General features: G+C 62.3%; 22 protein-coding genes and 2 pseudogenes. 10 read left to right on the top strand and 14 right to left on the bottom strand.

Features of this window, described 5'->3' with window-relative positions; translation table 11 throughout:
- Positions 1-24: 24 nt before the first annotated feature.
- From ACZ889_RS03035 to trxA, 5 genes and pseudogenes are all read right to left on the bottom strand, one after another.
- Positions 25-675, bottom strand: a complete 651-nt coding sequence (locus ACZ889_RS03035; protein ID WP_012054059.1) for a gamma-glutamylcyclotransferase — start codon at positions 673-675, stop codon at positions 25-27.
- A 246-nt stretch (positions 676-921) separates the two neighbouring features.
- Complete coding sequence (locus ACZ889_RS03040; RefSeq protein WP_003253665.1) at positions 922-1890, bottom strand: CDP-6-deoxy-delta-3,4-glucoseen reductase; 969 nt, start codon at positions 1888-1890, stop codon at positions 922-924.
- Positions 1890-3357, bottom strand: a pseudogene (ubiD, locus tag ACZ889_RS03045) (4-hydroxy-3-polyprenylbenzoate decarboxylase). The gene ACZ889_RS03040 and the pseudogene ubiD overlap by 1 nt, the downstream one beginning before the upstream one ends.
- Before the next feature lie 207 nt (positions 3358-3564).
- Positions 3565-4824: a transcription termination factor Rho gene (gene rho / locus ACZ889_RS03050; protein WP_003253661.1), complete on the bottom strand. Its 1260-nt coding sequence runs from the start codon at positions 4822-4824 to the stop codon at positions 3565-3567.
- Positions 4825-5051: 227 nt separating this feature from the next.
- The gene (gene trxA / locus ACZ889_RS03055) at positions 5052-5381 is read right to left on the bottom strand and encodes a thioredoxin TrxA (RefSeq protein WP_003253660.1); all 330 of its coding nucleotides are present in this window, start codon (positions 5379-5381) and stop codon (positions 5052-5054) included.
- A 253-nt stretch (positions 5382-5634) separates the two neighbouring features.
- Here trxA and ppx point away from each other — a divergent pair, with 253 nt between their 5' ends.
- Entirely contained in the window at positions 5635-7137 is a 1503-nt protein-coding gene (gene ppx, locus ACZ889_RS03060) for an exopolyphosphatase (protein ID WP_003253659.1), read from the top strand.
- On the opposite strand, the gene ppk1 is transcribed toward ppx, so the two are convergent.
- Positions 7124-9367 carry a polyphosphate kinase 1 gene (gene ppk1, locus ACZ889_RS03065; protein ID WP_180689099.1) on the bottom strand — a complete coding sequence of 748 codons (2244 nt, stop codon included), beginning with the start codon at positions 9365-9367 and terminating at the stop codon, positions 7124-7126. The two genes, ppx and ppk1, sit on opposite strands and share 14 nt — an antisense overlap.
- A 213-nt stretch (positions 9368-9580) precedes the next feature.
- Between ppk1 and ACZ889_RS03070 the strand changes: the two genes are divergently transcribed.
- Positions 9581-10225 carry a DedA family protein gene (locus ACZ889_RS03070; RefSeq protein WP_012054060.1) on the top strand — a complete coding sequence of 215 codons (645 nt, stop codon included), beginning with the start codon at positions 9581-9583 and terminating at the stop codon, positions 10223-10225.
- 501 nt (positions 10226-10726) lie between these two features.
- Here the strand turns inward: ACZ889_RS03070 and ACZ889_RS03075 are convergent.
- Positions 10727-11353, bottom strand: a pseudogene (locus ACZ889_RS03075) (sterol desaturase family protein); the annotation flags it as partial.
- A 112-nt stretch (positions 11354-11465) separates the two neighbouring features.
- On the opposite strand from ACZ889_RS03075, the gene elbB reads away from it, so the two are divergent.
- Positions 11466-12125 carry an isoprenoid biosynthesis glyoxalase ElbB gene (gene elbB, locus ACZ889_RS03080; protein WP_180689098.1) on the top strand — a complete coding sequence of 220 codons (660 nt, stop codon included), beginning with the start codon at positions 11466-11468 and terminating at the stop codon, positions 12123-12125.
- Positions 12126-12305: 180 nt separating this feature from the next.
- On the opposite strand, the gene ACZ889_RS03085 is transcribed toward elbB, so the two are convergent.
- Positions 12306-12758, bottom strand: a complete 453-nt coding sequence (locus ACZ889_RS03085) for a YaiI/YqxD family protein (protein WP_014592810.1) — start codon at positions 12756-12758, stop codon at positions 12306-12308.
- Between the two features lie 166 nt (positions 12759-12924).
- Between ACZ889_RS03085 and ACZ889_RS03090 the strand changes: the two genes are divergently transcribed.
- Positions 12925-15780, top strand: a complete 2856-nt coding sequence (locus tag ACZ889_RS03090; RefSeq protein WP_476257170.1) for a class I adenylate cyclase — start codon at positions 12925-12927, stop codon at positions 15778-15780.
- Positions 15781-15870: 90 nt separating this feature from the next.
- On the opposite strand, the gene rnk is transcribed toward ACZ889_RS03090, so the two are convergent.
- The 3 genes from rnk to cyaY all read right to left on the bottom strand — a co-directional run bounded on the left by rnk (position 15871) and on the right by cyaY (position 16986).
- The gene (gene rnk / locus ACZ889_RS03095; protein ID WP_003253652.1) at positions 15871-16281 is read right to left on the bottom strand and encodes a nucleoside diphosphate kinase regulator; all 411 of its coding nucleotides are present in this window, start codon (positions 16279-16281) and stop codon (positions 15871-15873) included.
- A gap of 146 nt (positions 16282-16427) precedes the next feature.
- Positions 16428-16652 carry a DUF1289 domain-containing protein gene (locus tag ACZ889_RS03100; RefSeq protein WP_003253651.1) on the bottom strand — a complete coding sequence of 75 codons (225 nt, stop codon included), beginning with the start codon at positions 16650-16652 and terminating at the stop codon, positions 16428-16430.
- Position 16653: 1 nt separating this feature from the next.
- Positions 16654-16986 carry an iron donor protein CyaY gene (gene cyaY, locus ACZ889_RS03105; RefSeq protein WP_004575827.1) on the bottom strand — a complete coding sequence of 111 codons (333 nt, stop codon included), beginning with the start codon at positions 16984-16986 and terminating at the stop codon, positions 16654-16656.
- A 239-nt stretch (positions 16987-17225) separates the two neighbouring features.
- Between cyaY and lptM the strand changes: the two genes are divergently transcribed.
- From lptM to ACZ889_RS03135, 6 genes are read left to right on the top strand one after another with little or no spacing between them, the layout of a single operon-like run.
- Positions 17226-17444, top strand: coding sequence for an LPS translocon maturation chaperone LptM (gene lptM, locus ACZ889_RS03110; protein WP_003253649.1), 219 nt, complete (start codon positions 17226-17228; stop codon positions 17442-17444).
- A gap of 9 nt (positions 17445-17453) precedes the next feature.
- On the top strand, positions 17454-18701 hold the full coding sequence (gene lysA / locus ACZ889_RS03115; RefSeq protein ID WP_003253648.1) for a diaminopimelate decarboxylase: 1248 nt from the start codon (positions 17454-17456) through the stop codon (positions 18699-18701).
- Positions 18702-18705: 4 nt separating this feature from the next.
- A complete protein-coding gene (gene dapF, locus ACZ889_RS03120; RefSeq protein WP_003253647.1) occupies positions 18706-19536 on the top strand; it encodes a diaminopimelate epimerase in 831 nt (276 codons plus the stop codon).
- Between the two features lie 13 nt (positions 19537-19549).
- Positions 19550-20260, top strand: coding sequence for a DUF484 family protein (locus ACZ889_RS03125; protein WP_003253646.1), 711 nt, complete (start codon positions 19550-19552; stop codon positions 20258-20260).
- Positions 20260-21159 (top strand): tyrosine recombinase XerC, encoded by a 900-nt coding sequence (xerC, locus tag ACZ889_RS03130; protein ID WP_003253645.1) that lies wholly within the window; start codon positions 20260-20262, stop codon positions 21157-21159. The genes ACZ889_RS03125 and xerC overlap by 1 nt, the downstream gene beginning before the upstream one ends.
- Positions 21156-21851 carry an HAD family hydrolase gene (locus tag ACZ889_RS03135; RefSeq protein ID WP_003253644.1) on the top strand — a complete coding sequence of 232 codons (696 nt, stop codon included), beginning with the start codon at positions 21156-21158 and terminating at the stop codon, positions 21849-21851. Before xerC ends, ACZ889_RS03135 begins: the two co-directional genes overlap by 4 nt.
- A 180-nt stretch (positions 21852-22031) precedes the next feature.
- Here the strand turns inward: ACZ889_RS03135 and sutA are convergent, their stop codons facing one another.
- The 3 genes from sutA to glnK form a co-directional block, all read right to left on the bottom strand.
- Positions 22032-22361 carry a transcriptional regulator SutA gene (gene sutA / locus ACZ889_RS03140; protein ID WP_003253643.1) on the bottom strand — a complete coding sequence of 110 codons (330 nt, stop codon included), beginning with the start codon at positions 22359-22361 and terminating at the stop codon, positions 22032-22034.
- Positions 22362-22790: 429 nt separating this feature from the next.
- The gene (locus ACZ889_RS03145; RefSeq protein ID WP_003253642.1) at positions 22791-24122 is read right to left on the bottom strand and encodes an ammonium transporter; all 1332 of its coding nucleotides are present in this window, start codon (positions 24120-24122) and stop codon (positions 22791-22793) included.
- A gap of 46 nt (positions 24123-24168) precedes the next feature.
- Entirely contained in the window at positions 24169-24507 is a 339-nt protein-coding gene (glnK, locus tag ACZ889_RS03150; RefSeq protein WP_002555808.1) for a P-II family nitrogen regulator, read from the bottom strand.
- Positions 24508-24729 lie beyond the last annotated feature (222 nt).

The raw sequence follows: 24729 nt of genomic DNA on the forward strand, positions 1-24729 counted from the left end.
CGCGAAGAGGCCGGAACAGGTTGCTCACACTTCGCGCAGATTGTGGCAACGCCTGAATCGCGCTTCCAGGTTGCGATCGGGCATCTGGTGACTGCGCAGTGCATTCAAGGTCTGCTCGACATAGTCACGCGTGGTGCCATAACGCCCCTTGGCACTGGCCAGGATCTGGCTGAGCAAGGTATCCGGCAAGTTACCGGCATAGCACGGCAGATGCCGCTCCAGTACAAAGCCCAAGGCCTGCACCTTGCTACCATCGCCCAGGCGACAGTTGAGCCAGTGCGGCCGGTATGCCGGATAGGGCATCTCGCGTTGCCACAGGGCCATCAGTGAGTCGTCCAGGTTGCGTTCATCCAGCCGGTAGGCAAAGCCGCTGCAGGAGCCACCGCGGTCCAGGCCAAACACCAGCCCGGGCGTTTCCGGGGTACCGCGATGTTCATGCGACCACAGGTACAAGCCACGGTGATAACCATGTACCCGCGCGCGCTGGCGCTCCACCGAATTGCACTCCGGGCGCCAGATCAACGAACCATAGGCAAACAGCCACACCGGCCCACCCTGATGCCTGGACATGGTTGTTTTCATGGAGCTGAACAACTGTTCGCGAGTATGTTGCTGACCGAAATCAAGTGCCGGAGGGTATGAAACTTCCCAAGACATACTTTCAAGTGCCGACATAAGCTGCCGCCATTATTCCTGTGAACTACGGATGTAGCGAGATTCGATTACGCTGCGGCCCCAGGCCGCTTTACCAAGGGCGCTTGCAGTAACCATAGGCCAGAATTGCAGGAATACTCAAGCCCTTGAGCACGCGTTTCATACACGGCTCCGACGACTGGGAAGTACTGTTTCAGCAGCGGTGAAAGTTATTGGCCAAGGCGGTAACAATTACCGCCTTATACCGACACTTTCAAACTTCGGTTATTAACCGCGCGGCGCGTAGGCAAACACATCAGCACGCATGCGGTGCGCATCCATACCGGCTTCGACCAAGGCGTCGAGCGTGGCATAGATCATGTTCGGTGAGCCGCTGGCATACACATGCACGCTATTGAGGTCGGCAATGTCGTCGCAGACCGCTTCATGCAGCATGCCGCAGCGGCCTTCCCAGCCACACAGGTCGCTGACCACTTGATGCAGGAACAGGTTAGGCAGACGCTGCCATTCGTCCCAGTGCTCGATCTGATAGAAATCCTCCGGCCGGCGCACCCCCCAGTACAGGTGTACCGGGTGCTTGAAGCCCTGAGCCCGGCAGTGCTCGACCAGGCTGTGCATCTGGCCCATGCCGGTGCCAGCGGCAATCAGCACCAGCGGCCCGTCAGGCAGCTCGGCCAGGTGGGTGTCGCCAAACGGCATTTCAATGCGCGCCAGGCCATCTCGCCTCAGCTGGTCGATCAGTTGCACCGCACTGGGCTCACGCGCCAGCACATGCAGCTCCAGTTCACGCCCGGCATGTGGCGCGGACGCCAGCGAGAAAGCTGCCTGCTTGCCGCCCTCACGTTCGATCATCAGGTATTGCCCCGCGTGATAACGCAGAGGTTTACCGGCAGGCGCACGCAGGCGCACCCGCCAGACGTCGCCGCCGACGTCGACGCACTCACTGACGCTGCACGCCAGCTTGCGCACTGGCAGCTCGCCCAAGGCAAGCACACCGTCCCAGAGCAACACGCAGTCCTCCAGCGGTTCGGCAATGCAGGTGAACAACTCACCATGGTCGCGGACTTCGCCATCCTGGCGAACCCGTCCTTCAACCAACAACGCGGCGCAAACATGGCAATTGCCATTGCGGCAGCTGTTTGGGCAGTCATAGCCCAGCCGCCGTGCTCCATCCAGGATCCTTTCCCCGGGTTCAAGCGCCAGCACCGCCCCGGACGGCTGCAACGTTACCTGCATCAATCTATTCCCAACTGATCCCACAGCTCATCGATACGGCGGGTGACGGCCTCATCCTTGACGATGACCCGGCCCCATTCGCGTGTAGTCTCGCCCGGCCACTTGTGAGTAGCGTCCAGGCCCATCTTCGAACCCACGCCCCGACACCGGTGACGCAAAGTCCAGGTAGTCGATCGGGGTATTGTCAATCATTACCGTATCACGCTTGGGGTCCATGCGCGTGGTAATGGCCCAGATCACATCGTTCCAGTCACGAGCGTTGATATCGTCATCGGTGACAATAACGAACTTGGTGTACATGAACTGTCGCAGGAACGACCACACACCCAGCATTACGCGCTTGGCGTGGCCTGGGTACTGTTTCTTCATGGTCACCACCGCCATGCGGTACGAGCAGCCTTCCGGCGGCAGGTAGAAGTCGGTGATTTCCGGGAACTGCTTCTGCAGGATCGGCACGAAAACTTCGTTCAATGCCACGCCGAGAATGGCCGGCTCATCTGGCGGCCGGCCGGTGTAGGTGCTGTGGTAGATCGGTTTTTGCCGGTGGGTGATGCGCTCGACGGTGAACACCGGGAAACTGTCCACTTCGTTGTAGTAGCCCGTGTGATCGCCGTACGGGCCTTCCGGGGCCATTTCGCCCGGGTGGATCACCCCTTCCAGAATGATCTCGGCGGTTGCCGGTACCTGCAGGTTGCTGCCACGGCACTTGACCAGCTCGGTGCGATTGCCTCGCAGCAGGCCGGCGAAGGCGTACTCAGAAAGAGTGTCCGGTACCGGGGTCACGGCGCCGAGAATGGTCGCCGGGTCAGCGCCCAGCGCCACGGCGACCGGAAACGGCTGGCCGGGGTTCTTCTCGCACCACTCTCGGTAGTCGAGGGCGCCGCCACGGTGGCTGAGCCAGCGCATGATCACCTTGTTGCGGCCGATCACCTGCTGGCGATAGATGCCCAGGTTCTGGCGGTCCTTGTTCGGGCCACGGGTCACGGTGAGGCCCCAGGTAATCAGCGGCGCCACGTCGCCAGGCCAGCAGTGCTGAATCGGCAGCGTGCCAAGGTCGACATCGTCACCCTCGACCACCACTTCCTGGCACACCGCGTCCTTGACCACTTTTGGCGCCATCGACACGACCTTCTTGAAGATCGGCAGCTTCGACCAGGCGTCCTTCAGGCCCTTGGGCGGCTCGGGCTCCTTGAGGAAGGCCAGCAGCTTGCCGATTTCCCGCAGTTCGCTGACCGACTCGGCGCCCATGCCCATGGCCACCCGCTCCGGAGTACCGAACAGGTTGCCCAGCACGGGGATGTCGAAGCCGGTGGGCTTTTCGAACAGCAATGCCGGGCCCTTGGCGCGCAGGGTGCGGTCGCAGACCTCGGTCATTTCCAGGACGGGGGAGATCGGTACCTGGATGCGCTTGAGCTCGCCGCGCTGTTCCAGGCCACGGATGAAGTCGCGCAAGTCGCGATACTGCATGCAGGAGCCTCGTGTTGGCCGTATCGGTCGGGGTGCAGAGTGTAGCGCCGTTCGGGCCTTGTTTGGGGGTGAAAATGCATTGGGGCCGCTTTGCACCCCTTCGCGAGCAAACCCGCTCCTACAAGGGCCGCAATGACCTGTGTAGGAGCGGGCTTGCCCGCGAAGGGCCGCAAGGCGGCCCCAATCAATCCAGCCTGAAACGCTCGCTTACTTGCGCTTCATCGACAGGAAGAACTCATCGTTGGTCTTGGTCTGCTTGAGCTTGTCGACCAGGAACTCGATGGCAGCGATTTCGTCCATCGGGTGCAGCAGCTTGCGCAGAATCCACATACGCTGCAGCTCGTCGTCAGCGGTCAGCAACTCTTCGCGGCGGGTGCCGGAGCGGTTGATGTTGATGGCCGGGAACACACGCTTCTCAGCGATGCGGCGGTCCAGCGGCAGCTCCATGTTGCCGGTACCCTTGAACTCTTCGTAGATCACTTCGTCCATCTTCGAGCCGGTTTCAACCAGCGCAGTGGCGATAATGGTCAGCGAACCGCCTTCCTCGATGTTACGCGCAGCACCGAAGAAGCGCTTGGGCTTCTCGAGGGCGTGGGCGTCGACACCACCGGTCAGCACCTTGCCGGAGCTCGGGATCACGGTGTTGTAGGCACGTGCCAGTCGAGTGATCGAGTCCAGCAGGATAACCACATCTTTCTTGTGCTCGACCAGGCGCTTGGCCTTCTCGATCACCATCTCGGCAACCTGCACGTGGCGGGTTGGCGGCTCGTCGAAGGTGGAAGCAACCACTTCGCCACGCACGGTGCGCTGCATTTCGGTCACTTCTTCCGGGCGCTCGTCGATCAGCAGGACGATCAGGTGGCACTCGGGGTTGTTGCGGGTGATGTTGGCCGCAATGTTCTGCAGCATGATCGTCTTACCGGCTTTCGGCGGGGCAACGATCAGGCCGCGCTGGCCTTTGCCAATCGGGGCGCACAGGTCGATGACGCGACCGGTCAAGTCTTCGGTGGAGCCGTTACCGGCCTCCATCTTCAGGCGCTTGTTCGGGAACAGCGGCGTCAGGTTTTCGAACAGGATCTTGTTCTTCGCGTTTTCCGGGCGGTCGAAGTTGATGGTATCGACCTTCAGCAGGGCGAAGTAACGCTCCCCTTCCTTCGGTGGGCGGATCTTGCCGACGATGGTGTCGCCGGTACGCAGGTTGAAACGGCGGATCTGGCTGGGCGAGACATAGATGTCGTCTGGGCCGGCCAGGTAGGACGCATCAGCCGAACGCAGGAAACCGAAACCATCCTGGAGAATCTCCAGCACGCCGTCACCCGAGATCTCTTCGCCGCTTTTCGCATGCTTCTTCAGCAGGGCGAAAATCACGTCCTGTTTGCGCGAACGGGCCATGTTTTCGATGCCCATCTGTTCGGCCATTTCCAAAAGATCGGTAATCGGCTTTTGCTTGAGTTCAGTCAGGTTCATAAGGGGAATGACGTAATCATGTAAGAAGGGAGAATTAAGCTTCTGGCTTAATGAGGCCGCGCCGCTGGATGGCGACAGGATCGCGTACTGATTCGAATTAGGGATGCTTCGGCGACGGCATGTAGAGGGCACTGGAAAAGCAGTGCGAGGCCGAATGTAACACTTGCTTTTTTCTGCGTCTAGTGCTCTGAAAAAGAAAAGCCCCGCATTTGCGGGGCCTTTTCACATCACAGGTGGGCGTCGAGGAATGCGGCCAGCTGCGATTTGGACAGTGCACCAACCTTGGTGGCTTCGACGTTGCCGTTCTTGAACAGCATCAGCGTCGGGATACCACGCACACCGTGCTTGGCCGGGGTTTCCTGGTTCTCGTCGATGTTCAGCTTGGCGACGGTCAGTTTGCCCTCGTAGGTGGAAGCGATGTCGTCCAGAACCGGAGCGATCATCTTGCATGGACCGCACCATTCAGCCCAGTAGTCGACCAGTACCGCGCCTTCGGCCTTCAGGACATCGGCTTCGAAGGAGGCGTCGGTGACATGTTTGATCAGATCGCTGCTCATGGATATCTCCAGGGTCGTAAGCAAAAAACGTGGCCCATGATAGCCGCACCTACGCCGGACAGGAAGCCACGGACGATTGAGTGTAACTATAGTTGCGCAAGACGCCGCGAATCGAAACTGTCATATGGCCGTCATAGAATCGAATGGCACATTGCCTTGCATCAAGGCCAGTACAACGGCTGAGTGTCACGCGTTGGCGATAGCCTGCTATCGTGGCACGATTGCCAGGTTAACGACCGAGAACAACCAGATCATGCCGCATACCATCGCGAAGAACCTGTCCCTGATCGCCGCCATCGACCTTGGCTCCAACAGTTTTCACATGGTCGTGGCCAAGGCCCACCATACCGAAATCCGCATCCTTGAGCGGCTCGGCGAGAAGGTTCAACTGGCCGCAGGCATCGACGAAGAGCGCATGCTCAGTGAAGAAGCAATGGAAAGGGGCCTGGATTGCCTCAAGCGCTTTTCCCAGCTGATCAACGGCATGCCGGCAGGCGCCGTGCGTATCGTCGGCACCAACGCCTTGCGCGAAGCGCGCAACCGTAACGAATTCATCCAGCGCGCCGAAGCCATCCTCGGCCACCCGGTGGAGGTCATCTCTGGCCGTGAAGAGGCGCGCCTGATCTACCTGGGCGTGTCGCACACCCTGGCCGACACCCCCGGCAAGCGCCTGGTGGCCGACATCGGCGGCGGCAGTACCGAGTTCATCATCGGCCAGCGCTTCGAGCCGCTGCTGCGCGAAAGCCTGCAGATGGGTTGCGTGAGCTTTACCCAGCGCTACTTCCGCGACGGCAAGATCACCCCGGCCCGCTATGCCCAGGCCTACACTGCCGCGCGTCTGGAACTGATGAGCATCGAAAATGCCCTGCACCGCCTGACCTGGGATGAGGCCATTGGCTCATCCGGCACCATTCGCGCCATCGGCGCGGCCATCAAGGCCGGCGGCCTGGGCAATGGCGAGGTCAACGCCGAAGGCCTGGCCTGGGTCAAACGCAAGCTGTTCAAGCTGGGCGAGGTCGACAAGATCGACTTCGACGGCGTCAAGCCAGACCGCCGCACTATCTTCCCGGCGGGCTTGGCGATTCTCGAAGCCATCTTCGATGCCCTTGAACTGAACCGCATGGACCACTGCGACGGCGCCCTGCGCGAAGGTGTGCTGTTCGATCTGCTTGGCCGCCACCACCACGAAGACGTGCGCGAACGCACCCTGAACTCGCTGATGGAGCGCTATCACGTGGACCAGGGCCAGGCTGCGCGCGTCGAGCGCAAGGCGTTGCACGCATTCGACCAGGTGGCCGACGCTTGGAACCTGAAAGACGGAAACTGGCGCGATCTACTGGGCTGGGCCGCGAAAGTGCACGAAATCGGGCTGGACATTGCCCATTATCACTACCACAAGCACGGCGCCTATCTGATCGAGCACTCGGACCTGGCAGGCTTTTCCCGGGAAGATCAGCAGATGATGGCCCTGCTGGTACGCGGCCACCGCCGCAACATCCCCAAGGACCGTTACGCCGAACTGGGTGATGAAGGGGTCAAGCTGCTGCGCCTGTGCGTGCTGCTGCGCTTTGCCATCCTGTTCCACCACATCCGCGGCACTCAGCAAATGCCAAAGGTAGAACTGCACGGCGGGGACAACAGCCTGGATGTAGCCTTCCCTGACGGTTGGCTGGAGCAGAACCAGCTGACCCAGGCCGACTTCGCCAACGAGGCGGAGTGGCTGGCCCGGGTCGGCTTCGTCCTCAGCGTACGTTGAGGACCGGGTTGCTCAGGCGCTCCAGCAAGGTCGCCTGAACGCTGCGCGGGTTCTGGTTGCCGGTCGGGGTGCTGCGCACGTAGCGCCCGTCTGGCTGCAAGGTCCAGGCGTGGGTATTGTCGGTCAGGTAGCCTTCCAGCTCCTTCTTCACCCGCAGCAACAGTTTCTTGCCTTCCACCGGGAAGCAGGTCTCGACACGCTTGTCGAGGTTGCGCTCCATCCAGTCGGCGCTGGACAGGTAGATCTGCTCTTCGCCGCCATTGAGGAAGTAGAACACCCGCGTGTGCTCGAGGAAGCGGCCAATGATCGAGCGCACCTGGATGTTGTGCGAAACCCCCGGAATGCCCGGGCGCAGGCAGCACATGCCACGCACCACCAAGTCGATTTTCACGCCTGACTGGCTGGCCTTGTACAGCGCCTTGATGACTTTGGCGTCGGTCAGCGAGTTGAACTTGGCGATGATGTGCGCCGGTTTGCCTTCGAGGGCAAACTGGGTTTCCCGCGCGATCATGTCGAGCATGCCCTTTTTCAGGGTGAACGGCGCATGCAGCAGCTTCTTCATGCGCAAGGTCTTGCCCATGCCGATCAACTGGCTGAACAGCTTGCCGACGTCTTCGGTGAGCGCATCGTCAGAAGTCAGCAGGCTGTAGTCGGTGTACAGGCGGGCGTTGCCGGCGTGGTAGTTGCCGGTGCCCAGGTGCGCGTAACGCACGATCTCGCCCTGCTCGCGGCGAAGAATCAGCATCATCTTGGCGTGGGTCTTGAAGCCGACCACACCGTAGATCACTACTGCACCGGCCGCTTGCAGGCGGCTGGCCATCTGCAGGTTGGACTCTTCGTCAAAACGCGCACGCAACTCGATCACCGCAGTGACCTCCTTGCCGTTACGCGCCGCGTCCACCAGGGCGTCGACGATTTCCGAGTTAGCCCCCGAGCGGTACAGGGTCTGGCGCACGGCGAGCACGTGCGGGTCCTTGGCGGCCTGGCGCAACAGGTCGACCACTGGCGTGAAGGACTCGAACGGGTGCATCAGCAGGATGTCCTGCTTGCTGATCACACTGAAAATGTTGTCAGCGTTCGCCAGCAGCTTGGGGATCGCCGGGGTGAACGGTGTGTATTGCAGTTCCGGGTGGCTATCCAGGCCGGTGATGCTGAACAGGCGGGTGAGGTTGACCGGGCCATTGACCTGGTACAGCTCGCTTTCGCTGAGGCTGAACTGCTTCAACAGGTAGTCCGACAGATGTTTCGGACAGGTGTCGGCCACCTCCAGGCGCACGGCGTCACCGTAGCGGCGCGAGAACAGCTCGCCGCGCAGCGCGCGGGCCAGGTCGTCGACCTCTTCAGAGTCCAGCGCCAGGTCGGCGTTGCGCGTCAGACGGAACTGGTAGCAGCCCTTCACCTTCATGCCCTGGAACAGGTCGTCAGCGTGCGCGTGGATCATCGACGACAGGAACACGTAGTTTGCGCCCGGGCCGCCCACCTCTTCCGGCACGCGAATAACCCGCGGCAGCAGGCGTGGTGCCGGAATGATCGCCAGACCCGAGTCGCGACCGAAGGCGTCCACCCCCTCGAGCTCGACTATGAAGTTGAGGCTCTTGTTCACCAGCAGCGGGAACGGGTGAGTCGGGTCGAGGCCAATCGGGGTAATGATCGGGGCAATTTCGTCGCGGAAGTAGCGGCGCACCCAGGTCTTGAGCTTGGGTGTCCAGTAGCGGCGGCGGATGAAGCGGATCTGGTGCTTTTCCAGCTCAGGCAGCAGCACGTCGTTGAGGATCGCGTACTGGCGCTCTACCTCGGAGTGCACCAGTTCGCTGATACGCGCCAGCGCCTGGTGCGGCTGCAGGCCATCGGCGCCGGCCTGTTCACGGGCGAAGTTGATCTGCTTTTTCAGGCCGGCGACGCGAATCTCAAAGAACTCGTCGAGGTTGCTGGAGAAGATCAACAGGAACTTGAGGCGTTCCAGCAGCGGGTAGTTCTCGTCCAGTGCCTGCTCCAGCACCCGGATATTGAACTGCAGTTGCGAGAGTTCGCGATGAATGTACAGGCTGCTGTCGTCCAGGCCAGGGACGGCGATGGCCGGCGGCGGCGCGGGCACCGGAGCCACAGGCTCGACCACCTGTTCCGCTACAGGCTCGGCCACCGGAGGCAGGTCTGGCGGGGTCTGCAGCATCTCTTCTGGAAGCTCCTGAGCATCCTTGATCGCGACAGGGCTTAGCACTTCATTATTCATCTGGCGTTCCTGAGGACGTTAACGCCCTATCATCTATTGAGCGGCAAGATAAGCGCCCATTATGACGCCCGTGTTACACACATGGGCAAGCCGTGGCAAGTGGCCTCTGGCATTGTCTGCGCTGGAAATGTTCACGTCGAGACACATTTGGACACTTTCACGAACGCGCGCGAAGGGGTAGGCTGCGCGTTCATTTCGCCAGCACCTCAGAAAATGCTTCAACAATTCCTGCAGGATTTCGGCTACTTCGCCCTTTTTCTAGGCACCTTCTTTGAAGGCGAGACCATTCTGGTGCTTGCGGGATTCCTTGCGTTCCGCGGTTACATGGATATCAATCTGGTATGCCTGGTGGCCTTCTTCGGCAGCTACGCGGGCGACCAGTTGTGGTACTTCATGGGCCGACGCCACGGGCGCAGGATCCTGGCGCGCAAGCCGCGCTGGCAGGCAATGGGTGACCGGGCGCTGGACCACATCCGCCGCCACCCCGATATCTGGGTGCTGAGCTTCCGCTTTGTCTATGGTTTGCGCACGGTCATGCCGGTGGCCATCGGCCTGTCGGGTTACCCGCCTCGCCGCTACCTTCTGCTGAACGGGATTGGCGCGGGCATCTGGGCAGTGGCCTTGGGCGCCGCCGCCTACCACTTCGGCGCCATCCTCGAAGGCTTGCTGGGCAACGTCAAACGTTACGAGCTATGGGTGCTTGGCGGCCTGGTGGCGCTGGGCGGCCTGCTGTGGCTGCGCCGGCGCTTCCGTACTTTGCGCGCGGAGCGCAGGGCGGCGAGCCAGGCCCAGCCCCCAGAGGCTGAGCAGGCTGTAAGCCACGAGCAGAAACCAGGCCAACGGCGCGACCACCGCTAAGCCCAAGGCGCCGGCCAGGTACAATGCCGGCGCATTCAGACACAACCGCGCCAGCTCCAGGCGTGCAGACCAGGGCCGGTTCTCCAGCAACGCGCCCAGCACGAACAAACCAAACGCCATCAGTGACCAGCCGAGCACCAGCGCGGCGGCCGACACCCGGTCGGCCACGTCCATCAGGTAGCTGCCCAAGGCCACATAAACCACGAACTGCGCCGCCACATAGGCTTGTTGCCCGCGCCCCAGGGCAATCTCGAACTTGCGAAACAGCGCCAGGTCCTGCTTGGCCTGTGGGTAGCGTGCGGCCACATCGGCCGGGCGCCAGCCGGTAGGCATGAACCAGATACGCAGCTTGTCCCACAGGCTGGTGGTGCGCCGGGCGTCGTGCCAGAGCTGGGCATAGAACTGCAGGTTGGCCCATAGCGGGTTCCAGCTGGCCAGCGGCGTGGTCACCCCGAACACCACCGGCTCGGCCGGGTCCTCCTCCTTGAAAGTGCCGAACAGACGGTCCCAGAGAATGAACACACCACCGTAATTGCGATCCAAGTAAGCAGGGTTTTGCGCATGGTGGACGCGATGATTGGACGGCGTGATCAACACCCACTCCAGCCAGCCAAGCTTGGGAATATGCCGGGTATGTACCCAGAACTGATACAGCAGGTTGAGCGAGGCCACGGTAATGAACACCAGTGGCGGCACGCCCAGCAGCGCCAGCGGCAGGTAGAACAGCCACGAGAAGATGAACCCGCTACTGGTCTGGCGCAGCGCCGTGGTGAGGTTGTACTCCTCGCTCTGGTGATGCACCGAGTGCGCAGCCCACAGCACGTTGCGCTCATGCCCCAGGCGGTGCAGCCAGTAGTAGCAGAAGTCGTACAGGACAAAGGCGAGCAACCAGACCCACCCTGCCTGCGCCGGCAATTGCAGCAGCGCCAGGTGCTCGAAGGCCAGGGCATAGGTGACCAGCCCTACGCCTTTGGTCAGCAGGCCGGTACTGGTCGACAGTGCGCCGGTACTCAGGCTGTTGATCGAGTCGGCCAGGGTGAAATTGTGCTGGCCGCGCACGCGGTCGGCGACCAGCTCTACGGCTATCAGCACAAAAAAGAACGGCACGGCCAGCAGTATCAGGTCCATGGGCGCGACCTCAGGCGTTATCCACCAAGATTAGGCCGCCCCCGCAGGAATCCCTATGGCGACATCTGCCAAACTAGAGGACATTTAGCGCCTCGACACTGGAGTAATGAGCATGACAAAAAAAGTAGCGGTGATTCTTTCCGGCTGTGGCGTGTATGACGGCGCCGAAATCCACGAAAGCGTGATCACGCTGCTGCGCCTCGACCAGCGCGGTGCGCAGGTGCAGTGCTTCGCGCCGAACATCGCACAGATGCATGTAATCAACCATCTGACCGGCGAAGAAATGCCCGAATCGCGCAATGTGCTGGTGGAGTCGGCGCGCATCGCCCGCGGCGAGGTCAAGGATATCCGTGAGGCCAAGGCCGCAGACTTCGATGCGCTGATCGTGCCGGGCGGTTTCGGGGCAGCAAAAAACCTCTCCAACTTTGCCGTGGAAGGCGCCAACTGCAGCGTGAACCCAGACGTGCTGGCCTTGGCCGAAGCCTTTGCCGACGCCTGCAAACCCGTTGGCCTGATCTGCATCTCGCCGGCGCTGGCGGCGAAGATCTACGGGCCGGGCGTGGTCTGCACCATCGGGAGCGATGCCGGCACTGCAGCGGCTATCGAGAAGATGGGCGGCACCCATGAAGCGTGCGATGTACACGACATTGTCGAAGACACCCAGCGCAAGCTCGTGACTACCCCGGCGTACATGGAGGCCAAGTCGATCAGCGAGGCGGCGGGCGGGATCTACAAGCTGGTGGACCGAGTGCTGGAGCTGACGCACGAGTAAATTACTGCGTTGGCTTCTTCGCGGGCATGCCCGCTCCCACAGGCCCAGCGCAGGCTTCAAGGCCACGCGGTACCTGTGGGGCAACTGCGCGATCGCCTGTAGGAGCGGGTTTACCCGCGAACACCGGCAGAGCCGGTGCCATCCACCGCGCCAGCCTGGGCTGTCGCCTACAGGAATCTGTCAGCCTTTCGAGAGCCGGGCAATGATCCGGTCCAGTGCATTGGCAAACGCCTGTTTCTCGCGTTCGCCATAGGCCGCCTGCCCGCCCCCCACCTGGCCCTGCTCACGCAGCTCGGTGAACAGGTTGCGTGCCGCCAAACGGTCGCCCATGTTGCGCTCGTCGAACTCACGCCCACGCGGGTCCAGTGCGGCCACGCCCTTTTTCACCAGGCGGTCGGCCAGCGGCACATCACTGCAGATGACCAGCTCGCCAGGCACGGCGTGCTCCACAATGTAATCGTCGGCCGCATCCATGCCGCTGGGTACCACGATCAGACGCACGATCGCAAACGCCGGCTTGGCCACAGCCTGCCCCGCCACCATCACCACCTCGAACTTGCGCTTGAGGGCGAACTTGACGATCAGATCCTTGGCCGCCTTGGGGCAGGCGTCGGCATCGATCCATACACGCATTGGACACTCTCTACATGAACTCAATGCGCCCATCATGCCTGAAGCGCAGCGAAAGCTGGAGCAGACCAGCGCTGGAAAAATGGCGCCAAAATTTCAATTACCGCTTATCCGACCCTGCCACTCAGGCTAAACTCGCCACAGCTTCAATGGCCTGCCCGAGCGCGCAATGAACCACCCTCACGAAATCCGCCCTGACCTGGACGAAGGCATCGACCGCAAGGTCCTGGCGACATTGCGTGCGCGCTTCCTGCATCTCAACCAGGGCCGACTGCAGCGGGCAAAGGAAGGCCTGTCAACGCGCCAACAACAGGTACTGTCATTGCTGCCACTGCTGTTTCACGTGAACCACCCGCTATTGCCGGGTTACGTCTCCGGCAGCACCCCCGCGGGCGTATCGGCTTACGAGCCAAGCGCCGAGCTGGTGGCAGATGCCCAACGCCTGGCCCGCTCGTTCACCTACAAGGCCCAGCATGGCAACCCGCCACGCCCGATCCACGGCCTGTTCCTGATGGGCAGCCTGGGCTCGCTGGCGCAGGCCGAGCACAGCGACATGGACCTGTGGGTGTGCCATGCACCCGGCTTGCCCGAACAGCTGCTGGGTGAGCTGCGCCGCAAGTGCCAGCTGCTGGAGGCCTGGGCGGCAAGCCTGGGCGCCGAAGCACACTTTTTCCTGATCGACACACAGGGCTTCGCCCAGGGTCAGCGCGATGGCCAGCTCGGCTCCGACGACTGCGGCACCACCCAGCACTACCTGCTGCTGGACGAGTTCTACCGCACCACCCTGTGGCTGGCCGGGCGTACGCCGCTGTGGTGGCTGGTACCGGTGTACGAGGAACACAACTACTACAGCTACACCCAGACGTTGCTGTCCAAGCGCTTTATCCGCAGCCAGGAAGCCCTTGACCTCGGCAACCTGGCGCACATTCCGCCCGGTGAGTTCGTCGGCGCTGGCCTGTGGCAATTGTTCAAAGGCATCGACTCGCCCTACAAATCGCTGCTCAAACTGCTGCTGACCGAAGCCTACGCCGGCGAACACCCTGCGGTGCGCTGCCTGAGCCTGGACTACAAGCAGGCAGTGTTTGCCAACCAGCTCGACCTCGACGAGCTGGACCCCTACGTGATGGTCTACCGGCGCATCGAACGTTACCTGCTGCAACGCGGCGAAACCGCGCGCCTGGAGCTGGTAAGGCGCAGCCTGTACCTGAAGGTGAACAAGAAGCTCAGCGACCAGGGCCGCAGCCATGGCTGGCAACGCCGGCTGCTGCAGCGCCTGGCCGACGAGTGGGGCTGGGACCAGCGCCAGTTGGCCCTGCTGGACAGCCGCAGCCAATGGAAAGTGCAGCAGGTTGCCGTCGAGCGGCGTGAGCTGGTGGCCGAGCTTAACCTCAGTTATCGCTTCCTCAGCCAGTTCGCTCGCACCCAGAACGCCAGCAGCCGCGCCGACCAGCGTGACCTCAATGTGCTGGGCCGGCGCCTGTACGCAGCCTTCGAGCGCCGCGCCGGCAAGGTCGAAGTGATTAACCCCGGCATCGCCCCTGACCTCGCCGAAGGCACCCTGACGCTGGTCCAGGCACCCAACCGCAAGGAGCCGGGCAGCTACCACTGGGAGCTGTACAGCGGCAACCTGAGCACCCATGAGGTGCAGCACTTCAGCCCGATCAAACGCTGCCGCGAGCTACTCGAACTGCTGACCTGGGCCCATCGCAACGGAGTGATCGACAGCAGCACCCGCATGGCGCTGCATCCAGGGGCCAGCGACCTTGGGGAATTCGAGCTGTTCAACCTGCTGGGCTGTCTGCGGCAAAGTATCCACCTGCCCTTGCCGACCGTCAGCGAAGTGCGCCTTTTGCAGCCCAGCGTTGCCGATGAGGTGTTGTTGCTGATCAACGTCGGCGTCGACCCGCTGCGCCACCACCGCGAGCTGAACGTTTTGATGACCACAGAGCGCACCGACGCGTTGAGCTACGCTGGCGTGCGCGAAAACCTGGTGCTGACCCTGGACCAGGTCACCGTCAACAGCTGGAACGAGGTGCTGGTCCAGCGCTATGACGGCGAACACGCGCTGGTGCGCTGCCTGCGCGACTTCCTCAACAGCCCGGCGCAGCGCGGCCACCGGCCAAGGGTGCGAGTACGCTGCTTCTGCCAAAGCCGCGCCCAGCCGATCGGCCAGCGCGTAGAGGAAATTTTCGACACCGCCCAGCTGCTGCGGGATCAAGGGCTCCACCACCGCTACCTGCTGCAAGTGGCCCACCACACCCATGTGCTGGAGCTGTTGCCCGAGCATGTCAGCCTGACAACCCTGGCCGAGCATGAGGCGCTACTGGCCTACCTGGGCGAAGAGCGAGGCACCTACAGCCCGCTGTACCTGGATGCCAATGCGCTGCAGGACCACGACCTGCGCCTGGTGCTGGAGCAAGGCCGGCCAGCCTGCATTCAGGTGTTCTACCGCCTGCAGGGCGGCTTGGCCGATGTGTATGTGCTGGATGAATACAACGCATTGTGGCAACAACGCCTGCCGCTGCATGACGAAGCGCATCTGCTGTTGCCACTGCAACGTTTTCTGCGCTCGGTGGTGATGCGCCGCGATGCCCGCCTGCCCCTCGATAGCCTGCGACCCGCCTCGCTGGATATCCACTACGCGCAGCTGCTGCCCACCGGCCCAGGCAAGGCACGCAACATCGAGCCGCGCCTGGCCCCGGCCGAGGGCAGCGACCAGCCTTACTATGAGGTACAGGCGATTATCCAGGCGGGTGTAGCGGGCGTGGCGCATGTGACGCTGTACTGCGACCAGCAGGAGTTTTCCGAGCTGGAACATGGTGAGCAGCTGTATGCGGTGGTGGCCAGGCAGATCATCGGTCAGCGCCGTGGCACAGCGCAGTACCGGTGCTATATCACCGACCTGGATTTGTCCGAGTTGCTGGATGACCGGCTGGGGGCAACGCAGGCCTACCTGAGCTACAAGCGGGTGCTGGAGCAGGCTTTGAATGAGGGGTTGGAGCAGGTTTTGGCGGAGGGCGCCTGAACTCGCAGCACAAGGCGGCGACAAAAGAGTGCATCTCTCTGTAGCAATAGCCTTGCGCTGCAAACGGGCCGCGAAACGGCCCCCTGGCCCTTACAGGTCGTAATCGCCCGCCGCCTCCGGCTGGTACTCCACTTCCAGCAGCTTCAGCTTGAGGGTCTTGCCCCCCGGTGCCGGCCAGTCGATCTGCTCGCCCACCGACAGCCCCAGCAAAGCGCAGCCAATCGGCGCCAGGATCGAGACCTTGCCTTCCGGCCCGGCATCCTTGGGGTACACCAGTGTCAGGTGGTAGTCCTTGCCGCTGGCTTCCTCACGGCAGTGCACCCGCGAGTTCATGGTCACCACGCCCGCCGGCACTTCCTCGTGACCGACCACCTGCTCGGCGCGGTCAAGCTCGTCCTGCAGGGCGAGCACACCCGGCGTACTCTCGTCGAGGCTGTCGATCAGACGCTCCAGACGTTGTACGTCCAATCGGGTGAGGATGAGGGAAGGCTTGGTGCTCATGATCCAGTCAGACTCCTTTGAACAGGCAGTTTTCAATGTGCAAATAAAGCAAAACCCCGCCCAAGGGCGGGGTTTGAGAAGGCTTTGGCGTCACCGACGCAGAACCCGACACTACCACAGCCGGGCAAATACTCAAGCCCCTGCGCTCAGTGTGCCTTAGCCTGCTCGCGCAAGACCTGGGCCTCGCGGCAGATCTGCCGGCGCCGTTCGTCATCGGCCGAGCGCCATTCGCGAATGTGCTCGACATGCCGATGGCAACCGGTGCACACCCGCTGTTCGTCCAGCCGGCATACGCTGATGCACGGTGACGGCACTGCAGGGCTGACGTTGCTGTAAAGCGGCTTGGGCGGCCGGGCCTGGGCGCTACTCATGTCAGATTTCGTCGAAGTCCAGCTTCTCGCCGGCCCGCTCCCAGACGATACGCTCGAGCATTTCACCCAGCAACTCTTCGCTCTTTTCGCACACCCACTTGCCGCTGTCTTCGTCGTAATCGAAGTGGAAACCACCGGAGCGGTCGGCAAGCCACAGCTGGCGCAGTGGCTCCTGACGGCTGAAGATCAGCTGGGCGCCGCCCTCGAACTTGACGGTCAGGACACCGGCGGAGTTCTCCATGTCCAGGTCCAGACCGCTCTCGTCGAACAGATCTTCCAGGGCCTGTTGGGTCGCGTCGACCAGATCATGGAAACGCGCTTCACTCAAACTCATTGCAGGAACCTCGAAATTGGCTGCGTTACAGGCAAGCCGGGCAAGATACGGGCGCTTGCCGCCGAATGCAAAGGTTTAGCCGTTGCGTTCACCGGCCTCTTCGCGGGCGAGCCCGCTCCTACGGGGGGCTGCGCAGAGGCTAAGCATAGCCCGCCCGGCGGACCGGTCCTTGCATAGGCAAGCCGCCGGTCGCTCGGTATACTCGGGCGCAATACTGCATTTTTCTAAGGATTTCACCCATGAAGCGCCTGATTTCCTCCTTCGCGGCGCTGGTCGCTGTTGCCTGCCTCGTTTCGGCCTGTGGCCAGAAAGGCCCGCTGTATCTGCCTGAAGATGGCGATAACGGCAAAGCGCACACGTCGCACCAGCACCAGCCAAAAGCCAAGCCGGCCCCGGCACAAGAACAGCAGCCCGAGCTGCAGTCCGAGTCCGAGTCCGAGCAGTCGCCAGCGCAGTAAGGAAACCAGATGAACGCTTTCAACTACCGCGACGGTGAGCTGTTCGCGGAAGGCGTGGCCCTGTCGGCCATTGCTGAACGTTACGGCACCCCCACCTATGTGTACTCGCGCGCCCACATCGAGGCCCAGTACCGTAGCTACGCAGACGCCCTGCAAGGCACCGAGCACCTGGTGTGCTTCGCGGTCAAGGCCAACTCCAACCTTGGCGTGCTGAACGTGCTGGCGCGCCTGGGCGCAGGCTTTGACATTGTTTCCGGTGGTGAACTGGAGCGTGTACTGGCCGCTGGCGGGCGTGCCGACCGCGTGGTGTTCTCCGGCGTTGGCAAAACCCGTGAAGACATGCGCCGTGCCCTGGAAGTTGGCGTGCACTGCTTCAACGTCGAATCCACCGACGAGCTGGAGCGCCTGCAAGTAGTCGCCGCCGAAATGGGCAAGGTTGCCCCGGTGTCGCTGCGGGTCAACCCGGACGTCGATGCCGGTACTCACCCGTACATCTCCACCGGCCTTAAAGAAAACAAGTTCGGCATCGCCATTGCCGATGCCGAGGCCATCTACGTACGCGCCGCACAGCTACCGAACCTGGAAGTGGTCGGTGTCGACTGTCACATCGGCTCGCAACTGACCACCGTCGAGCCATTCCTCGACGCCCTCGACCGCCTGCTGGTGCTGGTCGACCGCCTGGCCGAGTGCGGCATACACCTGCGCCACCTGGACCTGGGTGGCGGTGTCGGCGTGCGCTACCGCGACGAACAGCCACCACAGGTGGCCGACTACATCAAGGCCATCCGCGAACGCGTGGGCGAGCGCGACCTGGCCCTGGTGTTCGAGCCTGGCCGCTACATCGTCGCCAACGCTGGCGTGCTGCTGACCCGCGTGGAATACCTCAAGCACACCGAACACAAGGACTTCGCGATCATCGATGCAGCGATGAACGACCTGATCCGCCCGGCCCTGTACCAGGCCTGGATGGGTGTCAGCGCGGTCAAGCCACGTGCAGGCGAAGGCCGTGCCTATGACCTGGTCGGCCCTATCTGCGAGACTGGCGACTTCCTCGGCAAGGACCGCGTACTCAACCTGGCCGAAGGTGACCTGCTGGCCGTAGAGTCCGCGGGCGCCTATGGTTTTGTCATGAGCTCCAACTACAACACCCGCGGCCGTTGCGCTGAAATCCTGGTCGACGGCGACCAGGCGTTCGAAGTACGCCGCCGCGAGACCGTCGCCGAACTGTATGCTGGCGAAAGCCTGCTGCCGGAGTAAGCCCATGCTGCTGCGTTTTACCAAGATGCATGGGCTGGGCAACGACTTCATGGTCCTGGACCTGGTCAGCCAGCACGCGCACATTCAGCCCAAGCACGCCAAGCAATGGGGTGACCGCCACACCGGCATCGGCTTTGACCAGTTGCTGATCGTCGAGGCGCCGAACAACCCGGAAGTGGACTTCCGCTACCGCATCTTCAACGCCGACGGCTCCGAGGTCGAGCAATGCGGCAACGGTGCGCGCTGCTTTGCCCGCTTTGTGCTGGACAAGCGCCTGACCGCGAAAAAGCGCATCCGCGTGGAAACCAAGAGCGGCATCATCGTGCTGGACGTGCAGAACGACGGCCAGGTGAGTGTCAACATGGGCCCGCCGCGCTTCATCCCTGCCGAAATTCCCTTTGTCGCCGACGCACAGGCGCCAAGCTACCCGCTGGAAGTTGACGGCCAGTTGTACTCGATAGCCGCCGTGTCCATGGGTAACCCGCACGCCGTGCTGCGTGTCGACGACGTGTTTACTGCGCCTGTGCATGAGCTGGGCCCGAAGATCGAAAACCACCCACGCTTCCCACAGCGGGTGAATGCCGGCTTCATTCAAGTCATCGACCGCCACCGCGCCAACCTGCGCGTGTGGGAACGCGGCGCCGGCGAAACCCAGGCTTGCGGCACCGGCGCCTGCGCCGCAGCCGTGGCGGCGATCAGCCAGGGCTGGATGGATTCCCCGGTGTCCCTCGACCTGCCCGGTGGTCGCCTGCACATCGAATGGGCCGGCCCCGGCAAGCCCGTGATGATGACCGGCCCGGCCGTACGCGTCTACGAAGGACAGGTTCGTCTCTAAACGAGTAACCGCCATGACCGATCAGCCCAAGGTTGTACCCAAGCAGTCCGCCGAGCTCGATGCCGAAGCGGTGGTCGCCTACCTGCGCGCCCACCCCACCTTCTTCGCCGAGCACGACGAGCTGCTGATCGAACAGCACATCCCGCACCAGCGAGGAGACAGCGTGTCGCTGGTGGAACGCCAGCTCAAGCTGCTGCGTGACCGCAACATCGAAATGCGCCATCGCCTGTCGCAACTGATGGACGTGGCCCGCGACAACGACCGGCTGTTCGACAAGACCCGCCGGCTGATCCTTGACCTGCTCGATGCCGGCAGCCTGGAAGAAGTGGTAATGGCGGTCGAAGACAGCCTGCGCCAGGAATTCCAGGTGCCCTTCGTCAGCCTGATCCTGTTCGGCGACAACGTCGCGCCGGTGGGGCGCTGGGTCAGCAATGCCGAGGCGCAGCAAGCCATCGGTGCCCTGCTGGGCGGTGGCAAGACCGTCAGTGGCAACCTGCGCGAGCACGAGCTGGCTTTCCTGTTCGGTGAAGAACAGCGCCGGGAAGTAGGCTCCAGCGCCGTGGCAGCTCTTGAGTACCAAGGGCTGCATGGGGTTCTGGCCATCGGCAGCCGCGACCCGCAACACTACAAGAGCAGCGTCGGCACCCTTTTCCTCGGCTATATCGCCGAAGTGCTCGGCCGCGTTGTGCCACGCGTTACCCAGACCCTGCGCTCGGTACGCTGATGAAACGCCAGCTGGAGGCTTATTGCGCACACCTGCGCAACGAGCGCCAGGTGTCGGAGCACACCTTGCTGGGCTACCGTCGCGACCTGGAAAAAGTCATCGCCTACTGCAAAGAACACGGCATTGCCGAGTGGCAGGCGCTGCAAATCCAGCAACTGCGCCAGCTGATCGCCCGCTTGCACCACCATGGCCAGTCCCCGCGCAGCCTGGCACGCCTGCTGTCGGCAGTGCGCGGCCTGTACCGCTACCTCAACCGCGAAGGCCTGTGCCAGCACGACCCGGCCACCGGCCTGAGCGCGCCCAAAGGTGAGCGTCGGCTGCCCAAGGTACTGGATACCGATCGCGCACTGCAGCTGCTCGATGGTGGCGTCGACGACGACTTCATTGCCCGGCGTGACCAGGCGATCCTCGAGCTGTTCTATTCCTCAGGCCTACGCCTATCGGAACTGACCAACCTCGACCTTGATCACCTCGACCTCGCCGCTGGCCTGGTGCAGGTACTGGGCAAGGGTGGAAAAGCCCGCGTACTGCCGGTGGGGCGCAAGGCTCGCGAGGCGTTGCAGGCCTGGTACCGCTTGCGCGGCATCGGCAACCCACGCGACCGTGCAGTGTTCATCACCCGCCAGGGCAATCGCATCAGCCCCCAGGCAGTTCGGCTGCGGGTAAAGGCCGCCGGTGAGCGTGAGCTGGGCCAACACCTGCACCCGCACATGCTTCGCCATTCCTTCGCCAGCCATGTGCTGGAATCATCCCAGGACCTGCGCGCGGTGCAGGAGATGCTCGGCCACGCCGACATCAGCACGACGCAAATCTACACCCACCTGGACTTCCAGCACCTGGCCGCGGTGTACGACAGCGCCCACCCTCGGGCCAAACGCAGCAAAGGCACAGACTCATGAGCATCAAGCTGATCACCTTCGACCTCGACGATACCCTGTGGGACACCGCGCCGGTGATTGCCACCGCGGAAGTCGTGCTGCGCGACTGGCTCGAGGCCAACGCACCCACCCTCGGCAGCGTGCCGGTGGAACACCTGTTCGCCATCCGCGAGCGCCTGGTGCAAGCAGAGCCCGGCCTCAAGCACCGCATCAGTGCCCTGCGCAGGCGCGTGCTGTTTCATGCCCTGGAAGAGGTCGGCTACAGCGAGCAGCACGCCCAGGCGCTGGCCAACGAAGGCTTCGAAGTGTTCCTGCATGCCCGCCACCAGGTGGAGATCTTCCCAGAGGTGCAGCCGGTGCTTGAAATCTTGCGCCATCAATACATCCTGGGCGTGGTCACCAACGGCAATGCCGACGTCAGCCGGCTAGGGCTGGCGGATTACTTCCGCTTTGCCCTGTGCGCCGAGGACCTGGGCATCGGCAAACCAGACCCTGCACCATTCCTTGAAGCGTTGCGCCGCGGCGAGGTGGACGCGGGTGCGGCAGTGCACATCGGCGATCACCCTGGCGATGACATTGCCGGTGCCCAGCGCGCCGGGTTGCGGGCGGTGTGGTTCAACCCGCAAGGCAAGGCCTGGGCTGGCGATCAGGCGCCGGACGCCGAGATCCAGCGCCTGTCGCAACTACCTGACGTGCTTGCACGCTGGCGCTGACGGGGCCGCTTTGCGGCCCATTCGCGGGCACGCCCGCTCCCACAGGGACCGCGCAGGTCCTGAACCCTGTGGTGAACCTGTGGGAGCGGGCATGCCCGCGAAGAGGCCGGCACGGGCAACACAAAACCCACAGGCGTAAAAAAGCCCGCAGCGACGGCGGGCTTTTTTGCGATCAGCCACTCAGATAGGGCGGCTGCCGTACTTGTTGTCCGGCTTCTTGGGCGGGTCAGCGACCACGTTGGCCTCGACTTCCTGCACCTTGCCACCACGAGAAAGGAATTCTTCCATCGCCTTGGCCAGTGCATCACGCTCTTTCTGCTTGGCTTCCATGCTCGGCATCTCGTCTACCGAGACTGCTGCCTTGGATTTGCCCTTGGCAACGGGTGCCGGGCTGCTGTCGTCATCGCCAGCGTCTTCCACGCCGTCGTCAGCCGCCCCTTCAAGGACCTCATCACCCTCGTCTTCGTCGCCTACTTCGAGGTCATCATTTTCCAGATCGTCGTCGCTCATGTTCTACCTCATGACTTGCGAAAAGCAGGTTGGTTATAGACCAGTGCAGCCGTAGACCGGCAGCCACCAGTGAAAATTCAACTGGCCGTGGGTTAGGCCACTGCCCTTGGGTCGGCACTCCTGATGGGAGGCGGCACCCAGCAGGCCCTGCTCCTGGCAGGACCTGACAAATCCATTAGCCCCTGCTGGCCACACGCTATTGGCAAGCCTAGCAAAGGCTGGCGAAGTGTGTGGACTACTCGTCAAACACCCTTCGGCGCGCATTCTAGCGCGCCCGTGGAAAAAGCAAAGCACCATAAACGCCCTGTGGCTTGTAAGTTTTTTACCTACGTCACGAACGTGCCGAATAAACCGTTTGCCGTGCGGGAAATGCTGAAAAACTGGCAAAAAAATGCCCGGCAAGCCGGGCAATTTTTTACCGCGTCGCAGTTACAGGTTGTAGCCGCGCTCGTTGTGCTGAGCCAGGTCAAGGCCGACCGACTCTTCTTCTTCGTTGACCCGCAGGCCCATCACCACATCCAGCACCTTGAGAATCACGTAGGTGACGATGGCGGTGTAGACCACGGTGAAAATCACACCTTTGGCCTGGATCCAGACTTGCATGCCGATGTCGGTGACGGTACCGAAGCCGCCCAGCGCCGGGGCCGCGAACACCCCCGTGAGGATGGCACCGATGATGCCGCCAACACCGTGCACGCCGAAGGCATCCAGGGAATCGTCATAGCCGAGTTTGCGCTTGAGCGTGGTGGCGCAGAAGTAGCAGAGCACACCCGATACCAGGCCGATAATCAGCGCACCAATCGGCCCGACGGTGCCCGCAGCCGGGGTGATGGCAACCAGGCCAGCAACCACGCCCGAAGCGATGCCCAGAGCACTTGGCTTACCGTGACCGACCCACTCGGCGAACATCCAGCCCAGGGCGGCGGCGGCGGTCGCGATCTGAGTGACCAGCATGGCCATGCCGGCAGTACCGTTGGCGGCAGCAGCAGAGCCTGCGTTGAAACCGAACCAGCCGATCCACAGCATCGCTGCGCCCATCAGGGTATAGCCGAGGTTGTGCGGGGCCATCGGCGTGGTCGGGTAGCCCTTGCGCTTGCCCAGTACCAGGCAGCAGACCAGGCCTGCGATACCGGCGTTGATGTGCACCACGGTGCCGCCAGCGAAGTCCAGTACGCCCCAGTCCCACATCAGGGCACCGTCACCGCTCCACACCATGTGTGCGATCGGCGCATACACCAGGGTGAACCAGATGCCCATGAATACCAGCATCGCCGAGAACTTCATGCGCTCGGCAAAGGCGCCGACGATCAAGGCCGGGGTGATGATGGCGAACGTCATCTGGAAGGTGATGAACACCGCTTCAGGGAACAGCGCGGTGGCCGAGGTCAGGCTGTTGGGCGTGACGCCGCTGAGGAAGGCCTTGGAGAAGCCGCCAACGAAAGAGTTGAAGTTGAGCACGCCCTTTTCCATACCGGCGGTATCGAAGGCCATGCTGTAGCCGTAGACGACCCAGAGAATGCTCATCAGGCCGGTAATTGCAAAGCACTGCATCATCACCGACAGCACGTTCTTGGAACGCACCATGCCGCCATAGAACAGGGCCAGGCCTGGAATGGTCATGAACAGCACCAGCGCCGTTGCGGTCAGCATCCAGGCGGTGTCGCCGGAGTTCAGCGCTGGGGCAGCTTCCTCTGCCAGGGCAAGCCCGGGCATTACGAGGGACAATAGGGCTCCTAGCCCTGCGATCTTACGCAGAGTCATGTTGTTTTCTCCTGGGGCGTTGGGTTTGGTGAGGCTTTGTTGCTGCTTAAATCGCGTCGGTATCGGTTTCGCCGGTACGGATGCGGATTGCCTGCTCCAGATTCACCACGAAAATCTTGCCGTCACCAATCTTGCCGGTGTTGGCTGCCTTGGTGATGGCTTCGATTACCCGATCAAGGTCCTTGTCATCGATGGCGACATCGATCTTCACCTTGGGCAGGAAATCGACCACATATTCAGCACCGCGATACAGCTCGGTATGGCCCTTCTGCCGACCGAAACCTTTGACTTCGGTGACGGTGATGCCCTGCACGCCGATTTCCGACAACGACTCGCGCACGTCGTCCAGCTTGAACGGCTTGATGATGGCTGTGACTAGCTTCATGAAACTCTCTCCCGATTTGGTGGACTTGCCCCAGGAAAACAAACCCGTCTCAAGTCTAAGCGCAGCGGTTGGCTTTGTAACGCGTCGTCGGCATCCGGCTCCGCGTGCGCACTGCCTGGTCACAAGGAACTGCTTCAGTGCATGGCTCGTACAGGTCTTTGCAGAAACCTTGCCAGTTCGGACAAAGCGCCGAAAAACAGAGCGTTATGTGATTTGGTCGGG

It is taken from the genome of Pseudomonas sp. TE3895 (assembly GCF_056278855.1).